A 23,885-nucleotide genomic window follows, 5' to 3' on the forward strand; every position below is an offset into this window, starting at 1 on the left:
CTCGTCGGCCTGGTCCTGCTCGGGCGTCTGAGGCTCCTGGGGTTCGCCCTGCTGCGGCACTTTGGCTCCTGATGTGACTCGTTCCAGTGTTGCGAGCACCCTATGGCCCCCTCGGTTGGCTTCGTGGCTTGCGGACTTCCACGACAACTGTACTGCCAACAATCATGCTTGCCAACATTCCAGAACTCATGAATCCCAGATTGTTGACAAACTGGCCGGAGGGGAGGTTAATGGAAATGCGAGAGGGCCGGACCCCGGGTTGCTGCCCGGTACCGACCCTCTCCACCGGGGCTTGCAGGCCCCGGCGCAATGCCCGGACAGGCGCGCGAACGCCCTCCGGACCAGGACACCCCTATGTGGAAGGGATCCCCGTGAACCAGTCTCTCAGCATCCTCCCCGGCATCACCCTCCAGGTCGACGACCTCCCCGCCCTGCGCCTCTCCCCCGAGGGCGAGCGCGCCCTGTCGGTCGTCGCCGGACCGCGCAGGCTGGCCGTCACCGGCCGCATCGGGGCCACGTGCCGCGACTGCCGCGACTTCGAGAGCGTCGTCACCCGGACCGGCACCGCCGTCTGCGACAACGCCGTGCACAGCAAGGCCAAGACGCCGCTCCCGATGCGCCCCACCCCGCACGAGCGGGACGGCCGGCAGCCCGAGCCGCAGCAGCAGCCCACCCGCCCGCGCTCGCTGCTCGCCAGCTGACGTGATCCCGGACCCCGCGGCCAACGCCGCGCTGCAGAGGGCGGAGGCCGCCCAGCAGGGAGCCGACGCCGCCCGCGCCGAGGCCGCCCGGCTGATCGCCGAGCGCGCCGCCCAGGCCGCTTCCTCGTCCCAGACGACCACCGGCCACTGACCCGCCCCCGTTCGTCCCGGGCGGCTGAGGCACGGCCCCCGCCCGGGGCGGACGGCACCCCCTTCTTCTCCTTCCGGAGGCTGCTGTGCGCTCCAACTCCCCCTTCCTCCCCGGACTGGCGAACCTCCTGTTCGTCTCCGAGGCCACCACCGCCGACTACGTGGACCCGGCCCGGACCCGCAAGCTCATCCACGAGACCGCCCACCGGCTCGGTGTCGACGGTCCGGCCCAGGCCCAGGCCACGGTCGCCTACGAGTTCGGCCGGTGGCCCGAGACCGCCCAGGCCCGCATGCGCAACTGCCTGGCCGCCGTCGAGGCCGCCACCGTCGAGGTCCCGGTTCCCGGCCCGCGTACGGCGGTGACCCGATGACCTGGAACTGGACCCACGAGCGGCGCACCGCCGTCGGCGCCGTCTTCGCCGCCGTGGTCGTCGCCTTCCTCTTCCTGCACGCCGGGGCCGGACTCGGCTCGATGAGCGGGGCCGGGATCCTCACCTACGCCGGCATCGTCATCGCGGTCGCCGCCCGCCTGAAGCTCGATCTGTTCCAGATCCTCCGCGCCACGGGCAAGGGGTCGATCGTCGTCTCCGTCATCACCGTGCTGGTGCTCATCGGCTTCTGGCGCGCCATCAAGGGGGCGTGATGGAGGCGAAGACGCGCAGCAGCACAGCCACCCACCGGCCGGCCGCCAGGCATCGGCGCTTCCGCCACGACGAGTACGTCGCCGTCGACCTCTTCAGCGGCTTCGGAGGGCTCACCAAGGGCATCGGGGACGCCGGATTCACGACGATCATGGCCGCGAACCACAACGAGTACAAGGTTCGAGTCCACGAGCGCAATCACCCCGACGCCGAGCACTGGATCGCCGACCTGGTCGACCCCGAGGCCGCCGACTACCACTCCGCCAGCGATCTCCCTCCGGCCGATCTCCTGGCCGCCGGGGTGAGCTGCGTGAACCACTCACTCGCGAACACGGTCAGGGCCTACGAGCAGGGCCTGACGCTGTTCGAGCTGGAGGACCCGGACTACGAGGCGCGGGTCACCAGGTCCGAGCGGGACCGGGCCACCGCCAACTGCGTCCTGCAGTACGCCGCCCAGCACCACCCGCGGCTGATCCTCGTCGAGTGCACCACCCAGCTCACCTCATGGGGGCCCGCGCTTCCGGGCCGCCAGAAGGTCGGGGACGGCTCGACCTACCGGTGGTGGCTCAGCCAGTTCGATCTGCTCGGCTACCGGCACAAGGTCCTGTACCTCAACAGCCAGTTCTTCGGGGTCCCGCAATCCCGGGACCGCGGCTACTGGGTGTTCGTCGACAAGTCCCTGCCGATGCCCGACCTTGAGCACCGGCCGGTGTCGCGCTGCGGGCGCTGCGACGCGGACGTCGAGGCGGTGTGGACGTGGAAGACCGGCATCCCGGCCAGCGGAACCGTGACGTACGGCAGGCAGTACGAGTACCGGTGCCCGTCCTGCCGCCGCCCAGTCGTCCCGCCGATGACGCCGTCGATGGCCGCGCTCGACCTCAGCAACCTTGGCATGCGCATCGGCGACAAGCCGATCAAGACCTTCAAGGACGGTTTCGTCGGGCCGCTGGCGCGGTCGTCGATGGCGCGTGCTGAGCGCTGCCGTCGCCGCTTCGCCGACTTCCCGGCGATTCTCATGCCGGCGAAGGGCGTGCACGGCTCGGAGCGGCTTCTGCTGCAGCCGATGGCGACACAGACCAGCCAGCAGGAGACCGCGATCCTGTCGACCGGTCCGGTCGTCCAGCCGCTGTGGGCGCAGGACACCCCTGGCGGGCCGGTCGTGCCGACCATGGCGCTCGCGGTGGACAACTTCCAGGGCGCCGCGCGCGGCGCCGGGGAGCCGCTGCCCACCCAGGTCGGCTCCGAGACCCTCGCCCTGCTGTCCTCCGGTGTCCTCCCGTACCGGAAGAACACGATTCCCACGCTGCACAGCGAGGCGATGCCCACCTTCACCTCCGAGCAGATCCCGGCGGTACTGACGGCCGCCGGCTGGTACAAGCAGAACGGTCCCACCGGGAACGAGACCGCGCCGCACCCGATCACGGACCCGCTCGGCACACTCACCTCGCGCGACACGACCGCGCTGCTCATGGCCCAGTGGCAGGCGTCGCTCGCCGAGCTTCCGCTGGAGGACTGCTTCTACCGGATGATGGCGGCGCACGAGATCGGCCGCGGCTGTGGCTTCGACGTCGACTTCAACGACTACCGCGGCACCTTCACCGTCTGGGGATCGGCCCGCGACCAGGTCGACGGGTTCGGCAACGCCGTCTCCCCGCAGGTCGGTACCTGGATCGGGTCCCGGCTGCGGGCCGTCCTGCACCGGGCGGAGGCGGCATGACCCGCACGCCATTCGATCCGGAGATGAACGGCGGGCTGCAGCTGGGCCTCGACCTGGACCTGCTCGGGGACCAGCAGCACGCCGCCGGACCGGAGGAGCGTGTGGCCCCGGCCGTCAGCGGGCCGACCGAGGACGAGCCGGAAGCAGTCCAGTGAACCGGCGGACCCGGCGGGCCGAGGAAGCACTGCTCGGGGCGATGCTCTTTCGCCCCGAGGCGCTGCCCGCGATGCGATGGGTGCCCGCCGGCGCGTTCTCCAGCCCCGACCTGGGAGCCCTTTGGACGGCGATGCAGAGCATCGACTTCCGCACGGTGCCCACCAACGAGGTGCCGGCCGCCGTCACCGCGGCCGTGGCCCGGATCGAGGACCAGGGGTTGCGCCGGTGCCTGACCCCGTCGCGAATTGCGGAGCTGGCCAGCGCCTGCCCCGAGCCGCGCAACGCCGCGCTGTACGGCGGCATGACGGTGGAGGCCGCGATCCACCGGTCCGTCGAGCACGCGGGCAACGAGCTGCGGCACACCGCGCAGCACGCCGAGGTCGACCAGGCCGGGCAGGCGCTGGACCAGATCGAACGGACCGGAAACCGGCTCGCAGCCCTGGACAGCGCCTGGAAAGCGGCACCGGAGACGGTACGGAACCTGCTCGACACCCCCGCCGAGGAACCGATCCAGCTGGCTCCGCGCACTACACGGGCCCGGGTGGACCTGCAGGCCGAGGCGGAGACCGTCGCGTCCCTGCTGTGGCAGCCGAGGCAGCTGCCCGAGGTCACCGGATGGCTCCGGTCCGCCGACTTCTCCGACAAGCGACTGGCCGCCGTCTACGAGGCGATGACCACCCTGCACGACCGGCACGCGCCGATCGACACGGTCACCGTCGCGTGGGAGGCAGCCCGGCGCCCGGGTGCCCAGCCCAGCAGCCAGGTCCTCGACGAACTGGAGCGCGCCGGCATGGGCGGCACCGCCGCCTACACCGGCGAACACGTCCTGGGCGCCGCCGTGCTCGACCGACTCGACGCCACCGGCCACCACATGCGCGACCTCGCCCTGCACCCCCAACTCGCCCCGACCGCGCTGGTCGACCACGCCGAGCAGGCGATGCAGCCCGCCATCGCCGACCGCGAGCGCGTCCACCAGGCCGAGCGCGAGCCGGAGCTGGCCCGCGATTCGGAGCCCGCCCCAGTCGGGCCCGCCGACACCCAACCCACAGCCCCCGAGCATGAGATGGAGATCAACCTGTGAACGAGCCCGTCCCCTTCGATCCCGCCATGCACCTGCTCGCCCGTGAGCACCAGATCAGCGCACCGTACATCGCCTATGTCGAGCCGCTGCCCCCGGTTCGCTCCGCCGCCCGCGTGCTGTGGGAGCACTTCGGCCGCGTCGCGCCGGGACTGGTCACCACGGCCGCCACCGGGCTGGCCTGGGCATGGCACGACCGCCTGCCCGAAGGTTCCACCGAGCCGCTCTGGATCACCGGGGCGCTGGCCGTGCTCGCCGCCGCAGCCGGCACCGTGTCAGCCGCCAAGCAGAACGGGGAGAAGGAGATCACCCGGTTCGCGTTCGCGGCGGGCGGCACCCTCGCCCTTCTCGGCATCACGGCCTGGACGCCCGACTGGCCGTTGCGTGCCCTGATGTGGCTGCTGGGCACCGCCGCCATCTACGCCGTTGCCGCACCCCTGTGGCGTGGCGACCGTCGTGTCGAGCGCGAGCAGCGCCACGAGCGGGTGATGGAGGAGACCAAGGGCCGTAACCAGCAGGTTCTCGCCGTCATCGACGGACAGACCCGCGTCGCCGAGGCCCAGTGGATGCACCGCACCGAAGTGGCCCGCGTCGAGGCGATCAGCAAGACGGTCGACGCCCTGGTCGCGGCGAGCGAGGCCCGCGATTCCCGCACCGTGGCCCCGGGCGACGAGCTGTCGGTCGCCGCACTGCTCAAGGCCGCCGGCCACGAGGCACCGCGCGAGCTGACGGCCGCCGAGCGCGAGGAACAGGCCCGGTGAAGCCGACCGCGCCCCTCGGGCGGCTGATCCGGCAGTGGCGCGGCCACGTCGTCGAGGTCTCCCCCAAGGGGCTGGCCATCGACGGCCGCACGGTCGACTCCACCGCACTCACGGAACGCGACGCCGTACGACCCACCGACGACGTACGCACCCACCCCTCGCTGCAGTTCCTCGACAGCGGCTCCCTGGTCTACCGGGGCCACGTCCAGGCCGAGGTGCACCCCGGCGACGAGGTCACCGTGCATGGCCCGAACGGGCCGGTCTGGCCGCCCGAGCGGGGCCAGGGCGAGCACGCCCGCGGCCCCTCGCCGCCCCAGCCCGACGACGACTTCGACATCGACATCGCGCTGTAGTCCGCACCACCGACAAGGAAGGCACCGACATGAGCGACACCGCAGAGCAGAAGCCCGAGGAGGACGTCCGCCAGACGGAGATCACCGGGTTACTGCCGGTCCTCTCCCAGCTCGACAAGACGGCGGCCGAGCTGGAGCAGCTGACCGTCGCAGGCAAGGAGGTCACCACCGGGCAGATCGCCGCCTACGAGATGGAGGCCGCGCACGCCCGACACCTGGTGAACGCCGCCGGAGTCACCACCCAGGAGATCACCGACGCCGAGCAGCAGCACCGCAGCGACGGCAACCCCGGATTCACCGGACGCGCCCTCGACCACGCCACCCACACCCGGCACTTCCAGCCGACCCCGTCCAACCCCACGCCGGACAGGGAGCACGAGCAGGACATCGACCTGTAGCACCCGGCCGTACCCGTTAACCCAACCCACTGCCAGTCCCCCGACCAGTAGCGTTCGGGGGACTGGCGCCATGAGGAGGAACCAATGAGCGAGCATTCCTGGGAGGGCCTACAGATCGTCGAGTCCAAGGGCATCGGGCAGGTAACCGAGACCTACGACGTGGGCGAGACCACCCGCACGCGTCAGGTCCCGCAGGTGACCTACGTCCGCGCCTACCTGGACGACGGCTCGGATCGGCAAGGTCTCTGGATGACGACGCGCGACGGCGAGACCCACCAGCTGATTTCCCCCTATGACGAGGACCGATCTGTCTCCTCGACCTGGGGCCTGCTGACGTCGGCCGACGCCGCCCCCGAGCTGGGCGCGCAGATGCTGCACGGCGAGGTCGACAGCATCCGCGACGACCCCCATTTCCAGGACATCGAGAACCGGCTGACCGAGTACCCCGAGCAGCTCGAATACGCCGCCGAGGACCTGGAGTCGGGTCACTACGATCAGGCCGCCTACGACCAGCGCATCGCCGAGCTGGAGCAGTACAAGGCCAAGCTGGAGGCAGAGCGGGACCTGTACCTCGCGCCCACCCCCGAGGAGGCCACCCTCGACCAGTACACGCAGGAACTGGCCGAGGACGGGATCACCGGCGACCCTCTCGCCCCGTACGCGCAGGAGCTGGCCCAGGACGGGATCAGCGCCGACACCCTCGCCGCCAACGACTGGCGGAGTGCCCCCGACTTCGAGCTGGCCCCGCCTGAACCGGCCGCGCCGGAACCGCCGGCCCCGGAGATCCCGAGCTTCGACGACGACTTCGACATCTGAGAGACCCCCCAGCACCGAGCCCCGGCGGAACTGTCCGCCGGGGCTTTCGGCTTGTGAGTACCGTGCAGACATGCAGATCAACGGGGCGGAGCAGCGAGGACACGTACTACTGATCGCCGGGGACCGAGCGGCCCATCGCCGTACCGTCCAGGTGGCGCCCAGCGCCAACCTCGCGGCGCTGTCCACCGTGCCCGTGCCGGTGCTGCTCGACAGCACGGTGCCGGCCGACGTCGTCCACCTCGACGGCGTGCGCGACCAGAACACCCTGCTGCTGCGGCTGAGGAACGCCGCAGCCACCCCGGGCCCGCTCCTGGTCTACCTCTCCGGCCGCCTCACCGTGGACCGCAAAGGGCGCCGCCTCCACCTTGCCCAGACCAGCACCAACACCATGAACGTCCGCTACACGGCCTTGCCCTGGGAGTGGCTCACCAACGAGCTGCGCAGCCGGCCCGCAGGCTGGACGATCCTTCTTTTCGACCTCGCCGCCGACAAGCCCGCGTGGGCCGAACTACAGGGGCAGGGCAGCCTCTCCGCGGCCAACGCCGCCGTTTACGGGGTCGTCAGCCCGCCCGGATACCCCGGCTCCGGAGGCGTCAGCCCCTACACCCACCACCTCATCGAGCAGCTGCGCCGCCACCCGGACCGGCCCAACGCGCCCCGGCTGCACGCCCTCACCGTCGCCGCGGCGGACCTGCCCCCGGGCGCCCTGATCCTGCCCGCCGCCCCCGCGATCGAGCCCGAGCGCCTGCCGGTGATGAGCAACCTGCAGCGACTGCTCGCTGGGGACACCTCTGTCCTGTCCGACCGTCGGCGCCGGGCCGAGCCCCGCGAGGTAGCGCCGGGGCTGGAGCGCGTTCCGTCGGCTCTCACCGATGACTACCAGTACCTGTCCCCCTCCCCAGTACATGTACCTCCGCCCGCAGTGGTGCAGGACCAGCCGGTTCCCCAGCAGCAGATCGCCTCTCCGCAGCCCGTCAGGCCCTCCGCCGACTCGCGCGGCCGGTGGGTGCTGCCGCAGCACGAACAGCAGGCGGAGCCCCAGCAGCAGCCCGTACGGGCCCCGCACCCGGTCGCGCCCGCCGCCCCACCCGCTGCGCAGCAGCCCGCCCCGGTCCGCCCACCCGTTCCTCAGCCCACCCCGAGACCACAGGCGTACGCCGCGCCTCAGCCCCAAGCGGCCCCGGCTCAGCCACCGGCACCGGCGCCGGTCCAGCAGGACCCGCGCCCGAACATCCACGCCCTTGCCCAGGCTGGGCAGTTCCGCGAAGCCGCGCGGCTCGCCCAGGCATGGGAGCAGCACGCGCTGCAGACGCACGGGATCGACTCGCCCCAGGCCACGCAGTGGGTCGAGATCCGAGCGGATCTTGCCAAGTCGGAGGGCAACTACCTGTTGGCGACGCAGCTGTGGATCGCCGCCGGCCGGACCCGCCTTGCGCATCAGGCGGTCGACGCCCCCGAGGTCCTCGCCACCGCGAGCAGCGCCCACTACTGCTGGACCCAGCTGACAGACCCGGCACAGGCGCGCGCGTGCGGCCCCGAGCTGATCAGCCTGCTGCGGGCGCTCCCCACACTCGACCGTCGGCATCTGTCGATGGCCCAGCAGCGCCTTGAGTACCTGAACAACGCACCCAGCCGACGCTGACCAGGCCCTGACCTGTGCCCTTGCGCACCTCTTATAGAAACGGGCCCTCGAATGAGGGCCCGTTCGTCCAACTCGCCCGGCGCCGGGCCCAATCCGCACGATCGCCCCATGAGCACCCCGCGCCGTCCTCTTGGCCACGGTCCCCGGCCGCAGCACGATCACGCGGCCCAGGCCCCCGAGGCCGCCGCGGCCCTCCGTGTCCGCGCGGCCGAGGCCGACGTCGCCGCCCACCCCTTGCACCGGCCTGGAAGCATGGACGACCTGGAGCGGCTCCGCGCGCGCGGAGTGCTGGGCAGCCCGCCCCGACCTGGGCAGGTTTCATAAACGGGCCCCCGCGTGAGGCCCCCGGAGTCAGCGACGCCGGGAGCGCAGCGCGCGGCCGGCGGGAAGCGCCGCACGCTGCGCGGGCCCGCCGTCGGCCCGCTCGACGGTGACCTCGAAGGAGTCGTCCACCCCGATGGCGAGCACCTCGACGTAGATGCGGCACCCCGTACCGCGCCGGTTGGGCACCGGGTCGGAGACATCCCCGACCGTCACCTCCGGCCAGGCCCGAAGCGCCCGCACCACGGCCGCGGCAGTCTTCTCGACCTGGGCGGAGTCGGATCCCATGAGCCGAATCTGCGGCATCAGCCCGCCTGCCCCTCGCCCCAGCCCGCCCCGACGAGCGCCACGTCGGACGCGTCCGCCTCGCCGCCGGCGGGCCGCCCCATCGCGGCCAGGCAGTCCAGAACAGCCCTGCAGTCCCCCGCCGCCCGGTGGCCTCCGCCGAGGGGTTGCCACCGGTAGCCGCCGTGATAGTCCGACCAATCGCCGTACCACTGGCTGTACGGGATCATCACGTCCTCGAACCGCATGCCGTCGAGCCAGGCGGCCGCCTGCTCCCGGGCTTTGCCCAGTTCCTGTTCCCGGGCGTAGTGCAGCGTGAGTTCGTGCCGGAGCCGTTCGACGTCGTACACGTCGTTGTAGATCAGCACCCGCTTGCCGATGAGCACGTCGGCGAGCCGGACCAGCACCTCCGAGAACGTCGGAGACCCGGCCACGTCCGCGTCCGTGATTCCGTGAATGTACGACGACTCACCGGGGATCGGCTCCCCCGGGTCCAGGAGGGTGTCGAGGAGGACGTCGCCGCCGGAGGACAGCACCGCAATCTCCACGATGCGCGCCTCGCCGTGCAGGCCGGTGGTCTCGGTATCGAGCACCACCACGGTCGGGTCGAGGAGAGCGGCAGCGGCCCAGTCCTTGCGTTCCTGCGCGGCCCGCCGCTCACCCTCCCGCCGTTCCCGATCTGCCAGCTCCCACTTCGCGCGTTGCTCCTCCTGGCGCTGCTCCTCAGCCGCCGTGCACGGAGCGCAGCGGCGAGGCCAGTGCGAGGCCCGGTGCCACCAGGAGCGGTCCGCCCCCTGCGACTTCTGGTAGGCGACCGCTTCCTTCTTCGTCACCAGCCTCACCGAGCAGTCCTCCCCGGCGCACACGGTGACCTCCGCGACCCACGCCACCGCCTTCTCCCGCTGCGCGGCGAGCTGCGTCCGACGGCACCCCTGGCACCGGCCGTGCACCGGCAGCCGCCGAGCCGCCACCTCCCGGCAGTCCCGGCAGGTCCGCGCCGCCAGACGCCGCTGCTCCGCGTACGCCTTGCTCTCGCAGGCCGAGCACCGCTTCCCGCGCACGATGTGCTGGCGGACCTTGCCGCACTCCGGGCAGGTCCGCCGCTTCTCCATCCGGGCCTTGACCGCCGAGGCCAGCGGCGCCATCTTCTCCGCGCTGGCCGGGTCGTACAGCGGGACATCGCCGTGCTTCCGCAGCCGGAGGTACGCGAGCGGCAGCTGACCCTCCGCCACCTTGAGCCGCGCCTCACCGAGTTGGGTCTGCGTCCGAAGATGCCCCGGCGCCTTGCCCCACCCGTACACGGGGACGCCGTCGATGTGGTCCCGGGGCACTCCCCGGGCGACCCGGCCCGGATCCGTCTCCGTGCGGCTGGACGGGACCCGCTCCGTGACTGTCGTAGTGCTGCTCACTCCTACCTCCCGGAAGGTGTCGAGGGAATGGAAACCGTAGCAGCAATAAACCCCTTTCCGCGCCAATTCAAACATTCCCGCCTAATGAATGGCGAGATGCAATAGGCGCCGAATATGGACGCGCGCGCGTTCCGCTTTTCTGTAAACGACGTCGTTATAAATCCTGCGGGCCCTCAGGCCGCAGGGATCGCTTGCAGGGGAGTCGGCCAGTGATCCTCGACCGCTTCCCGGGCGATCCTGCTGGACGGGTACAGCTGCGCCGCGAGCCGCTCACGCTCCGCGCGGGCTTCCTCGCTCATGTCCCGCTGCAGCCCGATGAGGTTCTTCTCCTCCAGCTCCCTGAGGATGGGTTCGGAGATGCGCCAGGCCGCCGTGCGCAGCCAGAGCACCAAGTCCTCATCCAGCGTGAATGCCCGCTCCGCCGTGCCGTGTTCGCACCCGGAGAGGCAGGCCGGCCACCGGCCCGACAGCGACAGCCGGGTCAGCTCAGCAGGGGTGAGCGGCAGCCACGGCCCCGCCGTGTCCGGCAGCTGCAGGCGGGCCCGCAGGGCCCGGCCCATGAGCACGTCGAGCGCAGGCCACAGGTCAGGCCGCACCTCCGCGGCTTCCATCCGGGCCTGTCGGCGGAGGCGTGCGACCTCCCGTTCCCGAGCGGGTGAGCCCGGCGCGGACAGGTTCACCGCCCGCTCTTCCACCAGCTCATTGACGAACTGGGTTTCGGCTTCCCGGTGCTTCTTTATCAGCAGCCTCAGACGGCCCGCCTGTTGCACCGAGAGCTGCAATGTGATGCGCTGCTTCGCCATGTCCTCAGTAAACGACGTCGTTTAAAGAAGCTCAAGACGCCCCGCTCTCTCTGATAACAAGCCCTTCGGCGGCGCGGCTCCCGTTCGGGAGAAAAGACCAGGTCAGGCAGCAACAGCGACAGGAACTAGGCCCCGGTGCGCTGGCGTTCGGCGTCAACCGCGCGCCGCAGCCGCTCCAACTTGAGGGGGAGCAGCGGGCGCAGCCCCTCGTACCGCAGCCGGCCGACCCTGTAGCTGGTGATCAGCCCGTTCTCCTCCAGCGGCATCCCGGCGGGCCGGATCACCGTGGCCCCGTCCGCGTCGAGGATCCCGTCGTGGTTCACCCAGAGCGACACCCACAACTTCGTCGTGCCGTGGGCGCGCTGGACCAGTTCCGCCCGGATCGGGAGCCACCGATCGAGCGCGGCCCGGGTCAGCGGCGAGGTCTCCATCCACTCTCCCTCGCCGTCGACCGGGCCGCCCTGCGGGCGCCGCTCGACGTACACCGCGGTGTTGCCCTCCGCCAGGTGTCCGAGGCGCTGCGCGACCAGCTCCCCGCTGCGCGCCCCGGTGTCCAGCTCGATGGCGAGCACGGCGGTCAGCCGGGTCTGCGCCGGGGACATCGGCCCGCCCAGGTACTGGTCGAGCTGGCGGTACAGCGCTGCCAGGGTGGCCGCCTCCGGTGCGGGCTGCAGCGCGACCTCGCCGCCGCCCAGGTGCAGCGCGGGCAGGCCGAGCGCCTCGCGCAGCAGGTCGAGGCAGGTCCGGCGGATCGCGTTGGTCGGCTCCGACGTGGGCGGGAAGCCGCCGCCGAGGCGCCGGTGCCGCAGCGCGCCGGATTCGGCGAGCCGTACGTACGGGACGAGCGCCGACTCCTCCAGGAGCCGCTGCAGACTGCGCCGGGCGCCGACGGGCAGCGCGTCGCGGGCCAGCGCCCGTTCCAGCTCCCCGCGGACCATGGAGAGCTGACGCCGGCGGGCCTCGCCGACGCCCAGGTCGTCGAGGAGCCCGTCGAGCGCGACGAGGGAAGGGAAGGGCGGCACGCGCCGATTGTCGCGTACCGCCCTGTGGTGTGCTGGACAACGAAGGTTCCCGGGACCGGGCTACCGCTGGTCGGGCCGCCCGTCCGGGTGCCGGTGCACCCAGGACCGCAGCAGCACGTTCACGGTCACGTGCCACACCAGCATGAACACCACGGTGCCCGCGGCCATGTGCGTCCAGTCGCCGGGGTCGAGGCCGTCCCCGGCGGCCCAGCAGACGACGGCCCCCGCGAGGACCGCCCCCACCAGCGAGGCAGCGGTCTGCCGCAGGTACCAACGAATCTTGTAGAGCAGGTTCTTGTCCATGCGGGCCAGCCTCGACGCCGGGCCCTGTGGATAGTTTCTGCACTTTCTGCACCGCTCCACGCGCGCCGCGCGAAGCGCAGCGCTGGGCATAGCCGGAGGGAGCGCCAGCGGCCGACGGATCGGCGAGCGTAGCGAACGGTGGAACCCGTCGGCTATGCCGACTAACACGTCCTCGGAGCCCAGCGGAGAGGCCGAGCGGAGCGAGGATCCGGGGGACACGTGTTATCAGGTTCCCTTATGCCCTTCGCTTCCTTGTCGTCGCCATCGCTGTTCCACGGCTGGAGCGTTAGCGGAAGCCTGGAACATCAGGGGAAACAGTCCGTACCCTCTTGACCCGTACCCCTCCCCCTTTTCCGCGCAGCGGGGGTACGGGTCTGGCTGTTTCGCCTGGTCATCGCACCTTTTGGGTGTACTGCTGTTTCGACGTCCGTGATACGGCCGTACCCCCATGCTGATCCGTCCTCGTGAGGCACGAGCGAGGCGGGGGTACGGGCCTGCTCCTGACGGGGCGCTGCCCCGGTTCATCAGCGCGAGGGGTTTCTGGACTTACTGGACCCCCCTTACGCGCGCGCACGCGTAAGAAAGGGGTCCGCGACCCGGGGCGTCAGTCCTCCCGGGCTACGACGGCGAACCCCCGCAGCAGCCCGGTCCGTATCGCCCCGAGCGCCGCGCACCCGAGGGCCATGTCCCAGACCGACCCGGGGTCGAAGCCGTTGCCGCCGCAGCGGGCGACCGCGTCGACCAGCAGGCCGGCCAGCACCCAGGCGTACAGCTCCCTCCAGGGCCGGGCCGTCAGGACCGAGAGGATCGAGCGACGGGGCAGGAGGTTCTTCGTCCAGTTCATGGGCCGCACCGTCACACCCGAACCGGACACCCCCGCCGAACCGGTCGCCGGGGGTGCGCGAGACTGGAGCGGCCCGGCGGTGCGCCCTGTGTCCGGCCGATGCTGCCGCCGCCGGGCACCGTCAGCGGCCGGTCTGCACCCGCGGCTGCGCCAGCACCTCGCGGCCCGCGCGGTACGCCGGGACGTACAGCGTCCACCGGTCGCCCGCCTCGAAGCGGTACCAGCCGCCCTTCCACGGGGCCGGGACGGACGAGGGCAGGGTGAGGCCGGCGAGCGGGCCGCCGACGAAGTGGATCGTCTCCACGAGATGGCCTTCCTTCAGGGAGGTGACGGGGGTCCCCGCCTCCACCCCTTAGCCAGGTCCCGCACCGTGTGCGACAGCATCCCGCCGCGAAGAACTTCCGCGAGCCCGGCCCGGGGCCCGCGTCCCGGGCGAAGCCGGGGTCACCGCGGCGGCAGCCCGCACGGCCCGACGTGAGCGGCGAACTGCGGGCAAGGCCGGGCGACCCGGTGGATCCACCGCGAACAGCGGCTCCCGAGGAAGTCCCCTTCCGGGATGTGCCAAAGCGTCTCGTCCTGCTCGCGCTCCCACTCGGAGGGCTGCTCACCGGTGCGGACGACGTCGCCCGCGGCCAGGCTCAGCTCGATGCCGGTGTCGAAGGCCACGCGGTACGGGAACGGGGTGACGTAGTGCCGGACCCGGAGCACCCGGCCGAGCGTGCCGGCGGGCACGTCGTACGGCTCCCAGCAGTCCTCGCCCTCCGCCTCCAGGTGCTCGTCGAGGTGCGTCCCGCGCAGCCGGTGGGTGGCCCTCACGCGGTCGCCGTCCTGCAGGGTCAGCGCGCCGACCCGGACCCGCCGGACGATCTCCAGCCGGTCCTCCAGCGAGAGCGCGCCGAGGACGTCGTCGAGCCGTGAGGTCATGCCGCCCACGATAGTGGGACGCCGCTCCCCCTCCGGATCTTCACCCGGGATAACCTCCCGATATCCGGGATTAAGAACCGGTGGCAAATCCGGCGAACGGGGCGGTCAGTGGCAGAGCATCAGACAGCGGTCGAACCGGTCGTCATCCCGGCGCCGCTGGTACGGCCGGAGGACTTCGACGCGGCCACCCGGATGGCGCTGGACCACATCGACGGCCAGGCCGTGCGCGTGGTCGCCGACGGACGACCGGAGAACACCCGCAAGGGCTACGCCCAGGACTGGGCGAGCTGGAGCAAGTTCTCCACCGACCACGACGTACCGCTGCTCGCCGTCACCCCCGGCACCCTGGTGATGTTCGTCGAGTGGCTGTGGACCCGGCCCGGCTCGAAGCCGGGCACCTGCATGGCGCCCTCGACCATCGGCCGCCGGGTCACCGGCACCGTGGTGTCCGCCCGCACCGAGCACGGCGTGAAGCTGGAGGAGGGAGTGGCCCGCCTCGCCCGCAACCGGCTCAAGCAGCTGGTGAGGGAGATGGAGGAGAAGGGCGAGCAGCGCGGGCGCGGGCAGGCCCCGCCCCTGCTGGTCGACCACCTCACCGCGATCAGCGCCGCCTGCCCCGACAACCTCATGGGCATCCGCGACCGGGCCATGGTCCTCATGCACTTCGCCGTCGCCGGGCGCGAGCACGAGATCGCCGCCAACCGGATGCGCGACTACGCCGACGACGCCGGCGGACTCATCGCCGACATGCGGGTCTCCAAGGTCCGCCCGCGCATCGTTCCCGTGCCGTACGGCTCCCGCCCCGCGATCTGCCCGGTCCGCGCGTGGACCGCCTGGAAAGACGCCGCCCAGCTCGACGACCCGGACGGGCCCGCCTTCCGGCGCCTGCACCCGCGCTGGCACACCGTCATGAAGAGCGGACTGCAGCCCGAGTCCGTCGGCGACGTCGTCACCCGCGCCGGCCAGCGCGCCGGGATCGAGATCCGCTTCACCGGCCACAGCCCCCGCCGCGGCCTCGCGACCTCCGCCCGGCTCAAGGGCCACGACCAGATCGTCATCGCCAAACAGGGCGGCTGGGCCCCCCACTCCAAGGTCCTCGCCGGATACCTGGAGATCGTCGACCAGTGGGAGGACAACGCCCTGATCGGCGTGCTGTAGAGCGAGCCCGCGAGAGGGCCCGGGGTGCGTGGTCAGTCGCGGGAGGCCGGGGTGAGCGGCGCGCACCACACGTACTGAGGGCGCCCCGTCTCGCCACTGGTGCCAGAGAGCTGGTAGTGCGGGCGGGTCTCCGCGACCTGTTCCGCCGTACGTCCGGCGGCCTCCTGCTCGGGGTTCTCGATAGGGCCCCACCAGAACAGGAAGGCGGGCAGTTCGTCCGGCGCCCCGGGGCGCGCGGCGAGGGTCTGGGTCGATCCACCGTAGGGGCCGCCGAGAAAGTCGACGTCGTCGGAGACGGTGGGGCAGGTAGCACGGTCATCCATGGCGGTCACCCTATGGGCGTGCGGGGTTGGGTCGTGCGCCCTTCTCCAGGCCCCGGACGAAGCCGTCCGGGGCCTGCTCTGTGCCGTGCCTACTACCGGGGCGCCCCGGTAGTGCTGGCAAGGGGAGAAGGAGAGGTCCCCGCTGGCGCTTCCCCACTGCCGCCGAAGAGCGCGAGCAGGACGACGATCAGGAGCAGCAGCCCGCCCCCGCCGGCCGCCACCACGACCGGACCGCTGATCCGGCGCGTGTGCGGTCGGACGTAGGAGCCGTTCCGGTAGTGGCCGCGGACGTTCGTGGTCGCGCCCGGAGCCGACCGTTGGCGGGGGATCGCTGGACGAGGGGAGGCGGAGCCGGGTCGATTCCTGCGCGTGTGCGGCCGGACGTAGCTGCCGTTCTTCCGGTAGTGGCCACGGACGTTTGCCATCAGCGATTCCTCGGGGCAGTCGGGAGGAGCGAAGAGAGCTGGCCCGATCGGGCGCACTCACGACGGTAGCTCCAGCCACTGACACGCAACGGCCGTCCAACTCCTGTGCGAACAGGGCGCGTTGGGGCGCATGGAGTGAACCGGGGCGCATCGAGTCGGAGACCGGATGGGTTTCGGCCGACCGAGGCTTCGATCCAGCCGGATACTGTCAACTGACTTGCCATGTAAAACCATTTGACGCGATGGTGTTGGGGTGAGCACGAGACGAGAAGCCGCGATGACCCGTCTGCGTGACTGGTCCACCCCCGGACGACGAGCCGACCTGGTCGCGGCTGCCTGGCAGGCGGGCGAGACCACCGTCTCCGCCCTCGCCGAGGCCGCGCGAACCAGCCGCCCGACCATCTACGCCGACCTGCGATCCCGGGGCATCGACCCCGACCATCGACCGAAAGGCACCAGCGTGATCACCAATCTCTCCCCCCTCGACATCGAGGGCTTCACCGGCATCGGTGAGCAGCTCGACGCCCAGCTCGACGCCGCACTGCTGCGCTGGCGGGCCGAGCACCCCGACGCCGGCCTCGAGGAGGCGAAGACCGAGGGCATGCGCCTGGTGGGCCTGATGGACACGACCTACCGCTACGCCGACGTCCGTGACCGGCTGGCCCGCGAGCAGGTGGCCCGCGCCGAACGGGACCGCCTGCTGCACCAGGTGGAACTGCGCTGGGAGGCGCTGAGCAGCGCCGCCGCGTGGCTGGCCGCCCACCACGCCTACGTCCTCTCGGTGGACGAGGCCCGCATCGCCATCGACATGTGGAACGAGCGCGCCGAGAGCGCCCGTAAGCGCCCGTTCTTCTGCTCCTCCCCCAGGGACGAGGCCGCCTATCGGCAGATCCAGGAGGCCGGGCACCCCGCCCTGGAGGAGGCGATGGCCGACCTCGACCAGGAGCCGGGCGTGACCGCCTACGCGCTGCGCGCCAACCTCGACCAGGCCCACGAGCGCCGCATGGAGCTGGCCTCGCAGACCCTCCGCCTCGCTCAGCCCGTCCAGTAACCACACCACTCGGCCCGCCGAAGGAGCCCACCGTGTTACCGACCATCCAGAACCAGCAGACCACCCGCGCCCGCCTGCTCGCCGAGATGGAGCGTCTGTTCGCCGACGACTCCGGTCTCGGTGCCCTGGTCCCCTACAACGGCCGCCCCGACATGACCGAGGAGGCCAAGGAGGTCCAGATGGCATGGGCCCGCGCCCTGGTCGCAGTCCACGGCCACGACCGCGCCGCCGCCGTCTACGCCGAGTACGCCGGCCGCCGCCAGGACACCGTCACCGCGACCGTCGGGTCTTGGGGGAACCTGGTGCTGGCGTGCAGCCCGATCCCCCGCTGGGACCGGGACATCCACGGCTTCATGTGCTTCTCCTGCATCGACACCTTCGCCACCGTGGTCGCGGCCGACGACGAGCAGCTGTGCAACCGCTGCGCCCGCGAGCACGCCGACGTCGAGACCACCCGCCCGCTGTGGCACGCCTACAGCCACAGCCGGTTCCAGTTCCCCGGCCTGATGGGCGAGGAGCGCAAGACGGGCGAGAGCAAGCTGCTCATCCGCTACCAGGACGGCGAGGAGCGCGCCTACGTCACCGGCGAGGCGGGACTGCTCACCGAGGGGATCAGCCCCCTGCCCGGCTTCACCCCCGTCTCCGCACAGACTCACGGCGACAGCCGCGACACCATCAGCCTCACCGTCGAGGCCCGCGCCGAACACGCCCGCCGCAGCGTCGAGATCCTCGCCACGTTCACCTACGACCCCGAGCCCCAGCAGTGGGAGGGCCACCCGCACGGCTTCCGCTTCGTCTCCGCCCGGCTCACCACCCGGTCCCGGAGGCTGGGCCACCTGGACATCGCCGACCCGGCCGTCACCGAGCACACCGACCTCTACCGGTTGCTCGACACCCTGATCCCCCACCTGTACGGGAGCCAGAAGTGACCCAGACCCAGACCGCCACGCCCCGCCGACAGGCGTCCGCCCTCACCGTGGCGACCGTGCGGACCTACCGGCACATCGACCTCCCCCGCGCCCAGCGGCTGGTCGAGCACTGGAGCGCCGCCTACCCGGCCATGCGCGCCGTTCTCGACAGCGTCATCACCGCCCAGCGCACCGCCGAGCGCCCGACCGTCGACCTGCGCAGGCTGGAGGACACCCGGCGCGAGCTGGGCCAGGTCGACCGGGGCACCCACCGGCTGTGCACCCGCAGCGCGCCGTCCTTCTCCCCGACGAGCGCCGGGTGGCTGGTCCGCAACGTCATCGCCGTCACCTACGTCGGGCACCCGGACGCCGGCGCCATCTACCGACTTGCCGCCGAGCTGGCCGACCTCGCGGCCGACGAGGTCCCGCCCGGCGTCGAGCGCACCACGAAGGAGGAGCGGTGAGCACCGAGCCCGAGAACGCCATGGCGTACGACGTTGGCCCCCGCGATGCCGAGGGCTGGAAGCTCCACGACGACGGCACCCGCGTCCACCGCTACACCTGCACGATCCACGACGGCCAGGGCTGTGACGGGCACTGCGGTCCGCTCCCCGAGGCGGACCCGACCAAGGAGATCCCGCCGCCGGACGTCACGATCGTGCCCGTCGGCCGCGACCTGGTCGTGGACCTGGTCCACCGCGACCCCGACAAGGACGTCGTCGAGCGCTGACCCGACCCCGCACACGAGAGGGCGCCCGCCCAACGGGTCTGACCGGCGCCCCCTCGTATCCCGCCTGTTCCTCGCAGCTCCGGAGAAATGGTGCCCTCGAACTTCGTTCCGCCGACCGTCCTCGCTCCCGAGGATCATCAGCGCGTCCTTGCCCGGAACCTGGCCCTGTGGATTCAGGGCGCCGTCGCCCAGGCGCAGCCGGTCGTCGTTGTGGTGGCCGGCCCGCCGGGGAGCGGCAAGTCCACTACGGCCGAGGTGATCCACGCGGTGCTGAACCGCCGGGGGGGCGCGGTCCGGATCGGCAGCGACCTCTACAAGCGGGCCCACCGGGACTATGAGGAGCTCCTGCAGACGGATGTCCGGACGGCTGGCGCGGGGGTGCGCACGGACGTCAGGCAGTGGCAGGCGGAGGTCGAGGCGTACGCGCGCTCGGCCCGGCTGGACGTGGTGCTGGAGTTGGCGCTCGCGGATCCGGCGGAGGCCCGGGCCACCTCGGCTCTCTACCGGCTGGCCGGCTACCGGCTCGAGCTGGTGGTGCTGGCGGTGGCGGAGGCGCTCACCCAGCTGAGCGTGCTGGACCGTTTCTTCGACGAGGAGGGTGGCGGCCGGTACGTCTCCTGGGAGAACCAGGACGGCTGCACTGCAGGCCTGCCGGGCACGCTTGCGGTAGTCGAGGCGGAGCGCCTGTTCGACCGGGTGGCCGTGGCGCGCCGGGGCCTGGAGCCGCTGTACGACAACGAACTCGTCGACGACCACTGGATGCGTCGGCCGGCAGCGGACGCGGCGTTCCGCAAGGAGCAGTTACGACCGTGGAGCGCCCCGCGGACCCGGACCTTTCGCCGGGACCTGGTGCGCGCCGAGGTCCTGGTCCATGATGAGCGGCTGCCGGCGGACCGGCGGCTGGCGGTATCCCGGGATGCTGAGCGCGCGGCGGCCGCCGCGGAACCGGTGCGCCGGATCGCATCTCCACTGCCTGGTGCGCCCGGCACCGGCTATCACCGCCTCAGCGCGGGCCAGCACACCTGGACCTTCGACGACTTGATCGCCCCGACCTTCCTGCGCAGGGCAACCTTCCGTCCGGACCCGATGGTCGTCTATCTGGTTGGCGAGCCGGGGGCCCGCCAGCTGGAGGCGAGGCGGATGCTGCGCCGGTCGATGCGGCCAGGCACCGTCCTGATCGACCCTGACCTGCTGCGCGGCCACCATCCCGACCACTTCCAGCTCATCCAGGACACTCCGCGGATTGCCGACGAGCTGGTAAGGCCCGATGGGGACGCCTGGCAGGCCGAGGCGGAGGCGTACGTGCGGGAGCGGCGCGGTGACCTGCTCATCGAGGCCGACTTCATCAGCGTCGAGGACTTCCTGGCGAGCGCAGCCCGGTTCGCCAGGGCCCGGTACCGGATCGAGGTCGTCGCCATGGCCGCCCGAGCGGCGGACAGCCGGCAGCGCACCCTCGTCGACCACGCCCGCGCCCTGGACCTCGACGTGATGACCGCGCTTGCCACCCCGGCCGCGCACGCACGCGCCTGCCGGACGGCCGCCGACATCGTGATAGCGTCGGCCGCCGATCCGAAGATCAGTGCGGTCAGGGTGATCGACGGCGACCACCAGGCCCTGGGCCAGGGCCGGTGGGCTGCCTGGGCACATACCGCCGGGCGTCGCCGCCCCTACACCGAACAGGAAGCCGCAGGCTTCCACGCCATCCAGCGGGCCCTGCTGCGCAAGCTCCCCCGCATGCGAGACGAGATCGTCGGCATCACCGCCCAGGCCCAGCCCCTGATGCCCGCACCGTGGCGGGCCCGGCCCGTGGAGCAGGGACCGGGCGGGCCTGTGCGGCTGCCGCTCCCCCGGACGGCAGCCGGCTCACTCTGCCCGTAGCTGCTTGAGGCGGGCGGCGTAGGTGATGGCGATGGCCACGGTCTCCTCCTGGTCCGCGCTCTGCAGCCTCTCGAAGTCGTCGGCGGCTTCCTCCCGGCCCTGGCGCCAGGCAGCGACCAGGGTCTGGTCGTGGTCGGGCTGGCGGTGAGCGGCGCTGAGACGGGCGTTGTACCAGGCGATCACCTGCTTCACCGTGGCCTCGGCCTGTTCGGCGTCGCCGCCGGGCTGGATGGGGTCTTCAGGGGTGAGGGGGCCGGCCACGGTGATACCGCCTTGAGTCGTGCTGACGTAGTTGGTCAGCCATTGTCCGTGACGCCCCCTCATAGCGTCCGACCTGGGCATAGGTTGAGAGAAACGGCGTTCACCGGGGGGTTCACGTGGCGGGTCGGGATCTGCGCGCACTGTTCAGCACCAACGACCGGCGGTTGAACGTGGTGGAGGCGTTCACCGACCGGCAGCGCCAGTGGGAAGCCGTCGTCGACGCGCTCACCGAGCACCTCGCGTACGTGGCCAGGCCCACCTTCGACCCAGAGGACCTCGAGGCACCCCGCAACAACACCCTGGCCTTCTACGGTGTCGGCGGCGTCGGCAAGAGCACGCTGTCCCGCAAGCTGGAAGCCGCGCTCGCCGACTCCGGGGAGCGGCCCGAGCGGTGGACCACCCCAGCTTGGCCCGCCGGACACCGGATCCTGCCCGTACGGATCGACCTCGCTCGCTCCGCCGGCATCGACTTCGAGCGGGTCGTTCTGGCCATCCGCCTCGCCCTCGCCGAGCTCGGCCGCCCGCTGCCCGCCTTCGACCTCGCCCTGCGCCACTACTGGGAAGTCCAGCACCCGGGCGAGCCCTTGGAGGAGTACCTGCGTCGCGACGGCCTTGGCGCGAGGTTCGGAAAGGCAATGCCACAGCAACTCCAGTCCGCGCTCGGCGACATCGCCCAGACCCTGCTGCTGCCCGGCACGGTCGGCTCCGTCGTCGGGCAGGTCACCGGCTCCCTGGTGAAAGCCCTGCGAGAGCACCGCCAGACCGTCCGCGCGCTCGCCGGCTGCACCCGCCTGGCCGACCTCCTGGAGGCCGAACCCACCCTCGACACGCTCTCCTACTACCCCCATCTCCTCGCCTGGGAAATCCACCAGCTCCCGCCGGACAAGCGCGTCACCCCCGTGATCCTGCTGGACACGATGGAGGACTCCGGCGACCGCACCCACCGCGACCTCGAACGCCTGCTCCAGCGCGTGGTGTGGCTGATGCCGGGCGCCTTCTTCGTCATCACCGGCCGCAACCGCCTGCAATGGGCCGACCAGAACATCGAGGGCCAGCTCGACTGGACCGGACCCGCGTCATGGCCGGGCCTCGCCGCCCGCACTCCCGCCCCACGCTCCGCTGATCCCGCCGCGGTGCCACAAGGACGGCAGATCCTCATCGGAGACTTCAGCCCCGAGGACCGCGACGACTACCTCGCCCGGCGCCTGACCCGCGACGGCCAGCCCCTGATCAGCGCAGAGATCCGTACGGTGATCGGCGAGCACTCCCACGGCCTACCGCTCCACCTCGACCTCGCCGTACTGCGCTTCCTGGAGATCCAGCGCACCCGGACCCCCGTCCCGGCCGACTTCGACGTCCCCTTCCCCGCATTGATCGCCCGCACCCTCTCCGACCTGACCCCCGACGAGCGGCACGTCCTGCGGTCGGTATCCGTCCTCGACAGCTTCGACGTCGACCTCGCGACCCGTGCCGCCGGCCTGACCCGTCAGGCCCCAGCCCTCCGACTGGCCGAGCGGCCCTTCGTGCGGGAGGACAGCTTCAACCTGTGGCCGTTTCATCTGCACGCATTGATCCGCTCGACCCTGCGTACCGCCGATGACCAGACCGACGACCGCTGGAGCCCCGACGACTGGGACCAGGCCGCCGCACGCGCCCTCGCCGGGCTTGGCACCCAGTGGGTGCAAGGCGACGCGCGGGACCGCCGGCTTCTGGTCGGCTGTCTGCGCCAGGGCCTTGCGGTCGCCCGCGACTTCGGGCTCGACCTGGAGTGGCTGGCCGACGCCGCCTGGGCCTACGTATCGGACGACGTGTGGGAGCCCCTGCCCGCCCGTACGAATCCTGATGACGACGGCCTGCGGACCCCGGCCGACGCCCTCGTCGAGACCCTCAGCGCACTCTCCCGCCGCCAGCACGAACACCGTGAGCGCACCGTCGCCCGGCTGACCACCGTCATCGACAGCAGCCTGCTGCCCGCCGACCTGCACGAAATGTGCCTGTACTACCGAGCCAAGGCCGACCGCGACCTCGGCCGCACCACCGAATCGCGCGACGGGATGCAGCAGGTCTCCGACGGGGACGGCCGCCTCGCGCCCTTCGCCCGCCGAGGCCTCGCCCACCTCGCCCGCCTCGGCGGAGACTTCCCCACAGCCCTCGCCATCGCCGAGACCCTCGGCTGGCCAGGCCGCCACCACCGCGTCCTCGGCGACGTCCACTGGGTCCAAGGCGACATGCAGCGCGCAGCCGCAGAGTACGAGGCCGCCCGTGAGGACGCCGCACACCATGGTGTCGTCGGTGAACAGGCCACTGCCCAGGCGCAGCGCGCCTTCGCGATCGCCTTCATCGACCCCGACCAGACAGACCGTGAGCTGGAAGTCGCCGAGCAGCTACTGGCCGGTGTAGCCCTGCGCGCCAGCGCCATCACCGCGAAGACCGCCGCCTTGATCCGTGATGCCGGCACCACCGCTCCCGGCTACGACGCCCGCATCGAAACCCTCCGCGCCGAGATCCGCGAGGCAGGGGTCGCCGCGGCCGAAGCAGCCCTCGACCTCACCATTGCCTTCCACCACGCGGTACTCGGCAACGAGGACCAGACCGACGCCGCCATCACCCGGATCCGCGGCCTCACCCAGAACGGCGACTACAGCTACTACACCGACTTGGTTGCCTTCATGGTCGGCCGGACTCTCGCAGCCCCCTCCACGGCAAGCTGGCCCGAAGGCGAACCTGTCGTCCGGGCTAGGTGGCACGGCCTCGTCCAGGACCGGCAGGAGCACTGGCGCGCAGGCGCATGACCCACCCCGGTCACCGTGCAGGGCCAGGGCGCGCA

At 71.7% G+C, this 23,885-nt stretch carries 30 protein-coding genes; 19 read left to right on the plus strand and 11 right to left on the minus strand.

What is annotated here, in order from left to right; genetic code table 11:
• Nucleotides 1-371: 371 nt before the first annotated feature.
• The 12 genes from J7E97_RS15995 (at nucleotide 372) to J7E97_RS16050 (ending at nucleotide 8,413) form a co-directional block, all read left to right on the plus strand.
• Entirely contained in the window at nucleotides 372-701 is a 330-nt protein-coding gene (locus J7E97_RS15995; RefSeq protein ID WP_215027570.1) for a hypothetical protein, read from the plus strand.
• Nucleotide 702: 1 nt separating this feature from the next.
• Nucleotides 703-852 carry a hypothetical protein gene (locus J7E97_RS16000; protein ID WP_215027572.1) on the plus strand — a complete coding sequence of 50 codons (150 nt, stop codon included), beginning with the start codon at nucleotides 703-705 and terminating at the stop codon, nucleotides 850-852.
• Between the two features lie 85 nt (nucleotides 853-937).
• On the plus strand, nucleotides 938-1,222 hold the full coding sequence (locus tag J7E97_RS16005; RefSeq protein WP_215027574.1) for a hypothetical protein: 285 nt from the start codon (nucleotides 938-940) through the stop codon (nucleotides 1,220-1,222).
• Nucleotides 1,219-1,494 carry a hypothetical protein gene (locus J7E97_RS16010; protein ID WP_215027576.1) on the plus strand — a complete coding sequence of 92 codons (276 nt, stop codon included), beginning with the start codon at nucleotides 1,219-1,221 and terminating at the stop codon, nucleotides 1,492-1,494. Before J7E97_RS16005 ends, J7E97_RS16010 begins: the two co-directional genes overlap by 4 nt.
• Nucleotides 1,494-3,209, plus strand: a complete 1,716-nt coding sequence (locus tag J7E97_RS16015; RefSeq protein WP_215027578.1) for a DNA cytosine methyltransferase — start codon at nucleotides 1,494-1,496, stop codon at nucleotides 3,207-3,209. Before J7E97_RS16010 ends, J7E97_RS16015 begins: the two co-directional genes overlap by 1 nt.
• Nucleotides 3,206-3,364, plus strand: a complete 159-nt coding sequence (locus J7E97_RS16020; RefSeq protein WP_215027580.1) for a hypothetical protein — start codon at nucleotides 3,206-3,208, stop codon at nucleotides 3,362-3,364. Before J7E97_RS16015 ends, J7E97_RS16020 begins: the two co-directional genes overlap by 4 nt.
• Nucleotides 3,361-4,446, plus strand: a complete 1,086-nt coding sequence (locus J7E97_RS16025) for a DnaB-like helicase N-terminal domain-containing protein (protein ID WP_215027582.1) — start codon at nucleotides 3,361-3,363, stop codon at nucleotides 4,444-4,446. Before J7E97_RS16020 ends, J7E97_RS16025 begins: the two co-directional genes overlap by 4 nt.
• Entirely contained in the window at nucleotides 4,443-5,204 is a 762-nt protein-coding gene (locus J7E97_RS16030) for a hypothetical protein (RefSeq protein WP_215027584.1), read from the plus strand. Before J7E97_RS16025 ends, J7E97_RS16030 begins: the two co-directional genes overlap by 4 nt.
• Nucleotides 5,201-5,557 (plus strand): hypothetical protein, encoded by a 357-nt coding sequence (locus J7E97_RS16035; protein WP_215027586.1) that lies wholly within the window; start codon nucleotides 5,201-5,203, stop codon nucleotides 5,555-5,557. The genes J7E97_RS16030 and J7E97_RS16035 overlap by 4 nt, the downstream gene beginning before the upstream one ends.
• A 29-nt stretch (nucleotides 5,558-5,586) precedes the next feature.
• Nucleotides 5,587-5,955: a hypothetical protein gene (locus tag J7E97_RS16040; RefSeq protein WP_215027588.1), complete on the plus strand. Its 369-nt coding sequence runs from the start codon at nucleotides 5,587-5,589 to the stop codon at nucleotides 5,953-5,955.
• An 84-nt stretch (nucleotides 5,956-6,039) separates the two neighbouring features.
• Entirely contained in the window at nucleotides 6,040-6,771 is a 732-nt protein-coding gene (locus tag J7E97_RS16045; protein WP_215027590.1) for a hypothetical protein, read from the plus strand.
• A gap of 70 nt (nucleotides 6,772-6,841) precedes the next feature.
• A complete protein-coding gene (locus J7E97_RS16050) occupies nucleotides 6,842-8,413 on the plus strand; it encodes a hypothetical protein (protein ID WP_215027592.1) in 1,572 nt (523 codons plus the stop codon).
• A gap of 351 nt (nucleotides 8,414-8,764) precedes the next feature.
• Here the strand turns inward: J7E97_RS16050 and J7E97_RS16055 are convergent, their stop codons facing one another.
• The 8 genes from J7E97_RS16055 to J7E97_RS16090 all read right to left on the minus strand — a co-directional run bounded on the left by J7E97_RS16055 (nucleotide 8,765) and on the right by J7E97_RS16090 (nucleotide 14,324).
• On the minus strand, nucleotides 8,765-9,022 hold the full coding sequence (locus J7E97_RS16055; RefSeq protein WP_215027594.1) for a hypothetical protein: 258 nt from the start codon (nucleotides 9,020-9,022) through the stop codon (nucleotides 8,765-8,767).
• A 17-nt stretch (nucleotides 9,023-9,039) separates the two neighbouring features.
• Nucleotides 9,040-10,428, minus strand: coding sequence for a 3'-5' exonuclease (locus tag J7E97_RS16060; RefSeq protein ID WP_308346528.1), 1,389 nt, complete (start codon nucleotides 10,426-10,428; stop codon nucleotides 9,040-9,042).
• Between the two features lie 173 nt (nucleotides 10,429-10,601).
• Complete coding sequence (locus tag J7E97_RS16065; protein WP_215027596.1) at nucleotides 10,602-11,231, minus strand: hypothetical protein; 630 nt, start codon at nucleotides 11,229-11,231, stop codon at nucleotides 10,602-10,604.
• A gap of 125 nt (nucleotides 11,232-11,356) precedes the next feature.
• The gene (locus J7E97_RS16070) at nucleotides 11,357-12,253 is read right to left on the minus strand and encodes a hypothetical protein (RefSeq protein WP_215027598.1); all 897 of its coding nucleotides are present in this window, start codon (nucleotides 12,251-12,253) and stop codon (nucleotides 11,357-11,359) included.
• A 60-nt stretch (nucleotides 12,254-12,313) separates the two neighbouring features.
• Nucleotides 12,314-12,556 carry a hypothetical protein gene (locus tag J7E97_RS16075; protein WP_215027600.1) on the minus strand — a complete coding sequence of 81 codons (243 nt, stop codon included), beginning with the start codon at nucleotides 12,554-12,556 and terminating at the stop codon, nucleotides 12,314-12,316.
• 604 nt (nucleotides 12,557-13,160) lie between these two features.
• On the minus strand, nucleotides 13,161-13,400 hold the full coding sequence (locus J7E97_RS16080; protein WP_251054636.1) for a hypothetical protein: 240 nt from the start codon (nucleotides 13,398-13,400) through the stop codon (nucleotides 13,161-13,163).
• Between the two features lie 121 nt (nucleotides 13,401-13,521).
• Entirely contained in the window at nucleotides 13,522-13,704 is a 183-nt protein-coding gene (locus J7E97_RS16085; RefSeq protein WP_215027602.1) for a hypothetical protein, read from the minus strand.
• Between the two features lie 140 nt (nucleotides 13,705-13,844).
• Nucleotides 13,845-14,324 carry a hypothetical protein gene (locus J7E97_RS16090; RefSeq protein ID WP_215027603.1) on the minus strand — a complete coding sequence of 160 codons (480 nt, stop codon included), beginning with the start codon at nucleotides 14,322-14,324 and terminating at the stop codon, nucleotides 13,845-13,847.
• Nucleotides 14,325-14,432: 108 nt separating this feature from the next.
• Here J7E97_RS16090 and J7E97_RS16095 point away from each other — a divergent pair, with 108 nt between their 5' ends.
• Entirely contained in the window at nucleotides 14,433-15,482 is a 1,050-nt protein-coding gene (locus J7E97_RS16095) for a tyrosine-type recombinase/integrase (protein ID WP_215027604.1), read from the plus strand.
• 32 nt (nucleotides 15,483-15,514) lie between these two features.
• On the opposite strand, the gene J7E97_RS16100 is transcribed toward J7E97_RS16095, so the two are convergent.
• Together J7E97_RS16100 and J7E97_RS16105 are read right to left on the minus strand one after the other, a co-directional pair.
• Nucleotides 15,515-15,805 (minus strand): hypothetical protein, encoded by a 291-nt coding sequence (locus J7E97_RS16100; protein ID WP_215027605.1) that lies wholly within the window; start codon nucleotides 15,803-15,805, stop codon nucleotides 15,515-15,517.
• Nucleotides 15,806-15,897: 92 nt separating this feature from the next.
• Nucleotides 15,898-16,230: a hypothetical protein gene (locus tag J7E97_RS16105; protein WP_215027606.1), complete on the minus strand. Its 333-nt coding sequence runs from the start codon at nucleotides 16,228-16,230 to the stop codon at nucleotides 15,898-15,900.
• 277 nt (nucleotides 16,231-16,507) lie between these two features.
• On the opposite strand from J7E97_RS16105, the gene J7E97_RS16110 reads away from it, so the two are divergent.
• The 5 genes from J7E97_RS16110 (at nucleotide 16,508) to J7E97_RS16130 (ending at nucleotide 20,797) form a co-directional block, all read left to right on the plus strand.
• Nucleotides 16,508-17,281, plus strand: coding sequence for a hypothetical protein (locus J7E97_RS16110; RefSeq protein ID WP_215027608.1), 774 nt, complete (start codon nucleotides 16,508-16,510; stop codon nucleotides 17,279-17,281).
• A gap of 32 nt (nucleotides 17,282-17,313) precedes the next feature.
• The gene (locus tag J7E97_RS16115; RefSeq protein WP_308346530.1) at nucleotides 17,314-18,210 is read left to right on the plus strand and encodes a hypothetical protein; all 897 of its coding nucleotides are present in this window, start codon (nucleotides 17,314-17,316) and stop codon (nucleotides 18,208-18,210) included.
• A complete protein-coding gene (locus J7E97_RS16120) occupies nucleotides 18,207-18,653 on the plus strand; it encodes a hypothetical protein (RefSeq protein ID WP_215027610.1) in 447 nt (148 codons plus the stop codon). The genes J7E97_RS16115 and J7E97_RS16120 overlap by 4 nt, the downstream gene beginning before the upstream one ends.
• On the plus strand, nucleotides 18,650-18,919 hold the full coding sequence (locus J7E97_RS16125; protein ID WP_251054637.1) for a hypothetical protein: 270 nt from the start codon (nucleotides 18,650-18,652) through the stop codon (nucleotides 18,917-18,919). The genes J7E97_RS16120 and J7E97_RS16125 overlap by 4 nt, the downstream gene beginning before the upstream one ends.
• A gap of 87 nt (nucleotides 18,920-19,006) precedes the next feature.
• Entirely contained in the window at nucleotides 19,007-20,797 is a 1,791-nt protein-coding gene (locus tag J7E97_RS16130; protein ID WP_215027611.1) for a zeta toxin family protein, read from the plus strand.
• Here J7E97_RS16130 and J7E97_RS16135 read toward each other — a convergent pair.
• Nucleotides 20,783-21,058 (minus strand): hypothetical protein, encoded by a 276-nt coding sequence (locus J7E97_RS16135; protein ID WP_215027612.1) that lies wholly within the window; start codon nucleotides 21,056-21,058, stop codon nucleotides 20,783-20,785. The genes J7E97_RS16130 and J7E97_RS16135 overlap by 15 nt on opposite strands.
• Nucleotides 21,059-21,174: 116 nt before the next feature.
• Between J7E97_RS16135 and J7E97_RS16140 the strand changes: the two genes are divergently transcribed.
• On the plus strand, nucleotides 21,175-23,850 hold the full coding sequence (locus J7E97_RS16140) for an ATP/GTP-binding protein (protein ID WP_215027613.1): 2,676 nt from the start codon (nucleotides 21,175-21,177) through the stop codon (nucleotides 23,848-23,850).
• Nucleotides 23,851-23,885: the final 35 nt, after the last annotated feature.

The sequence above is a fragment of the Streptomyces sp. ISL-66 genome, from assembly GCF_018614135.1.
GTDB lineage: Bacteria > Actinomycetota > Actinomycetes > Streptomycetales > Streptomycetaceae > Streptomyces.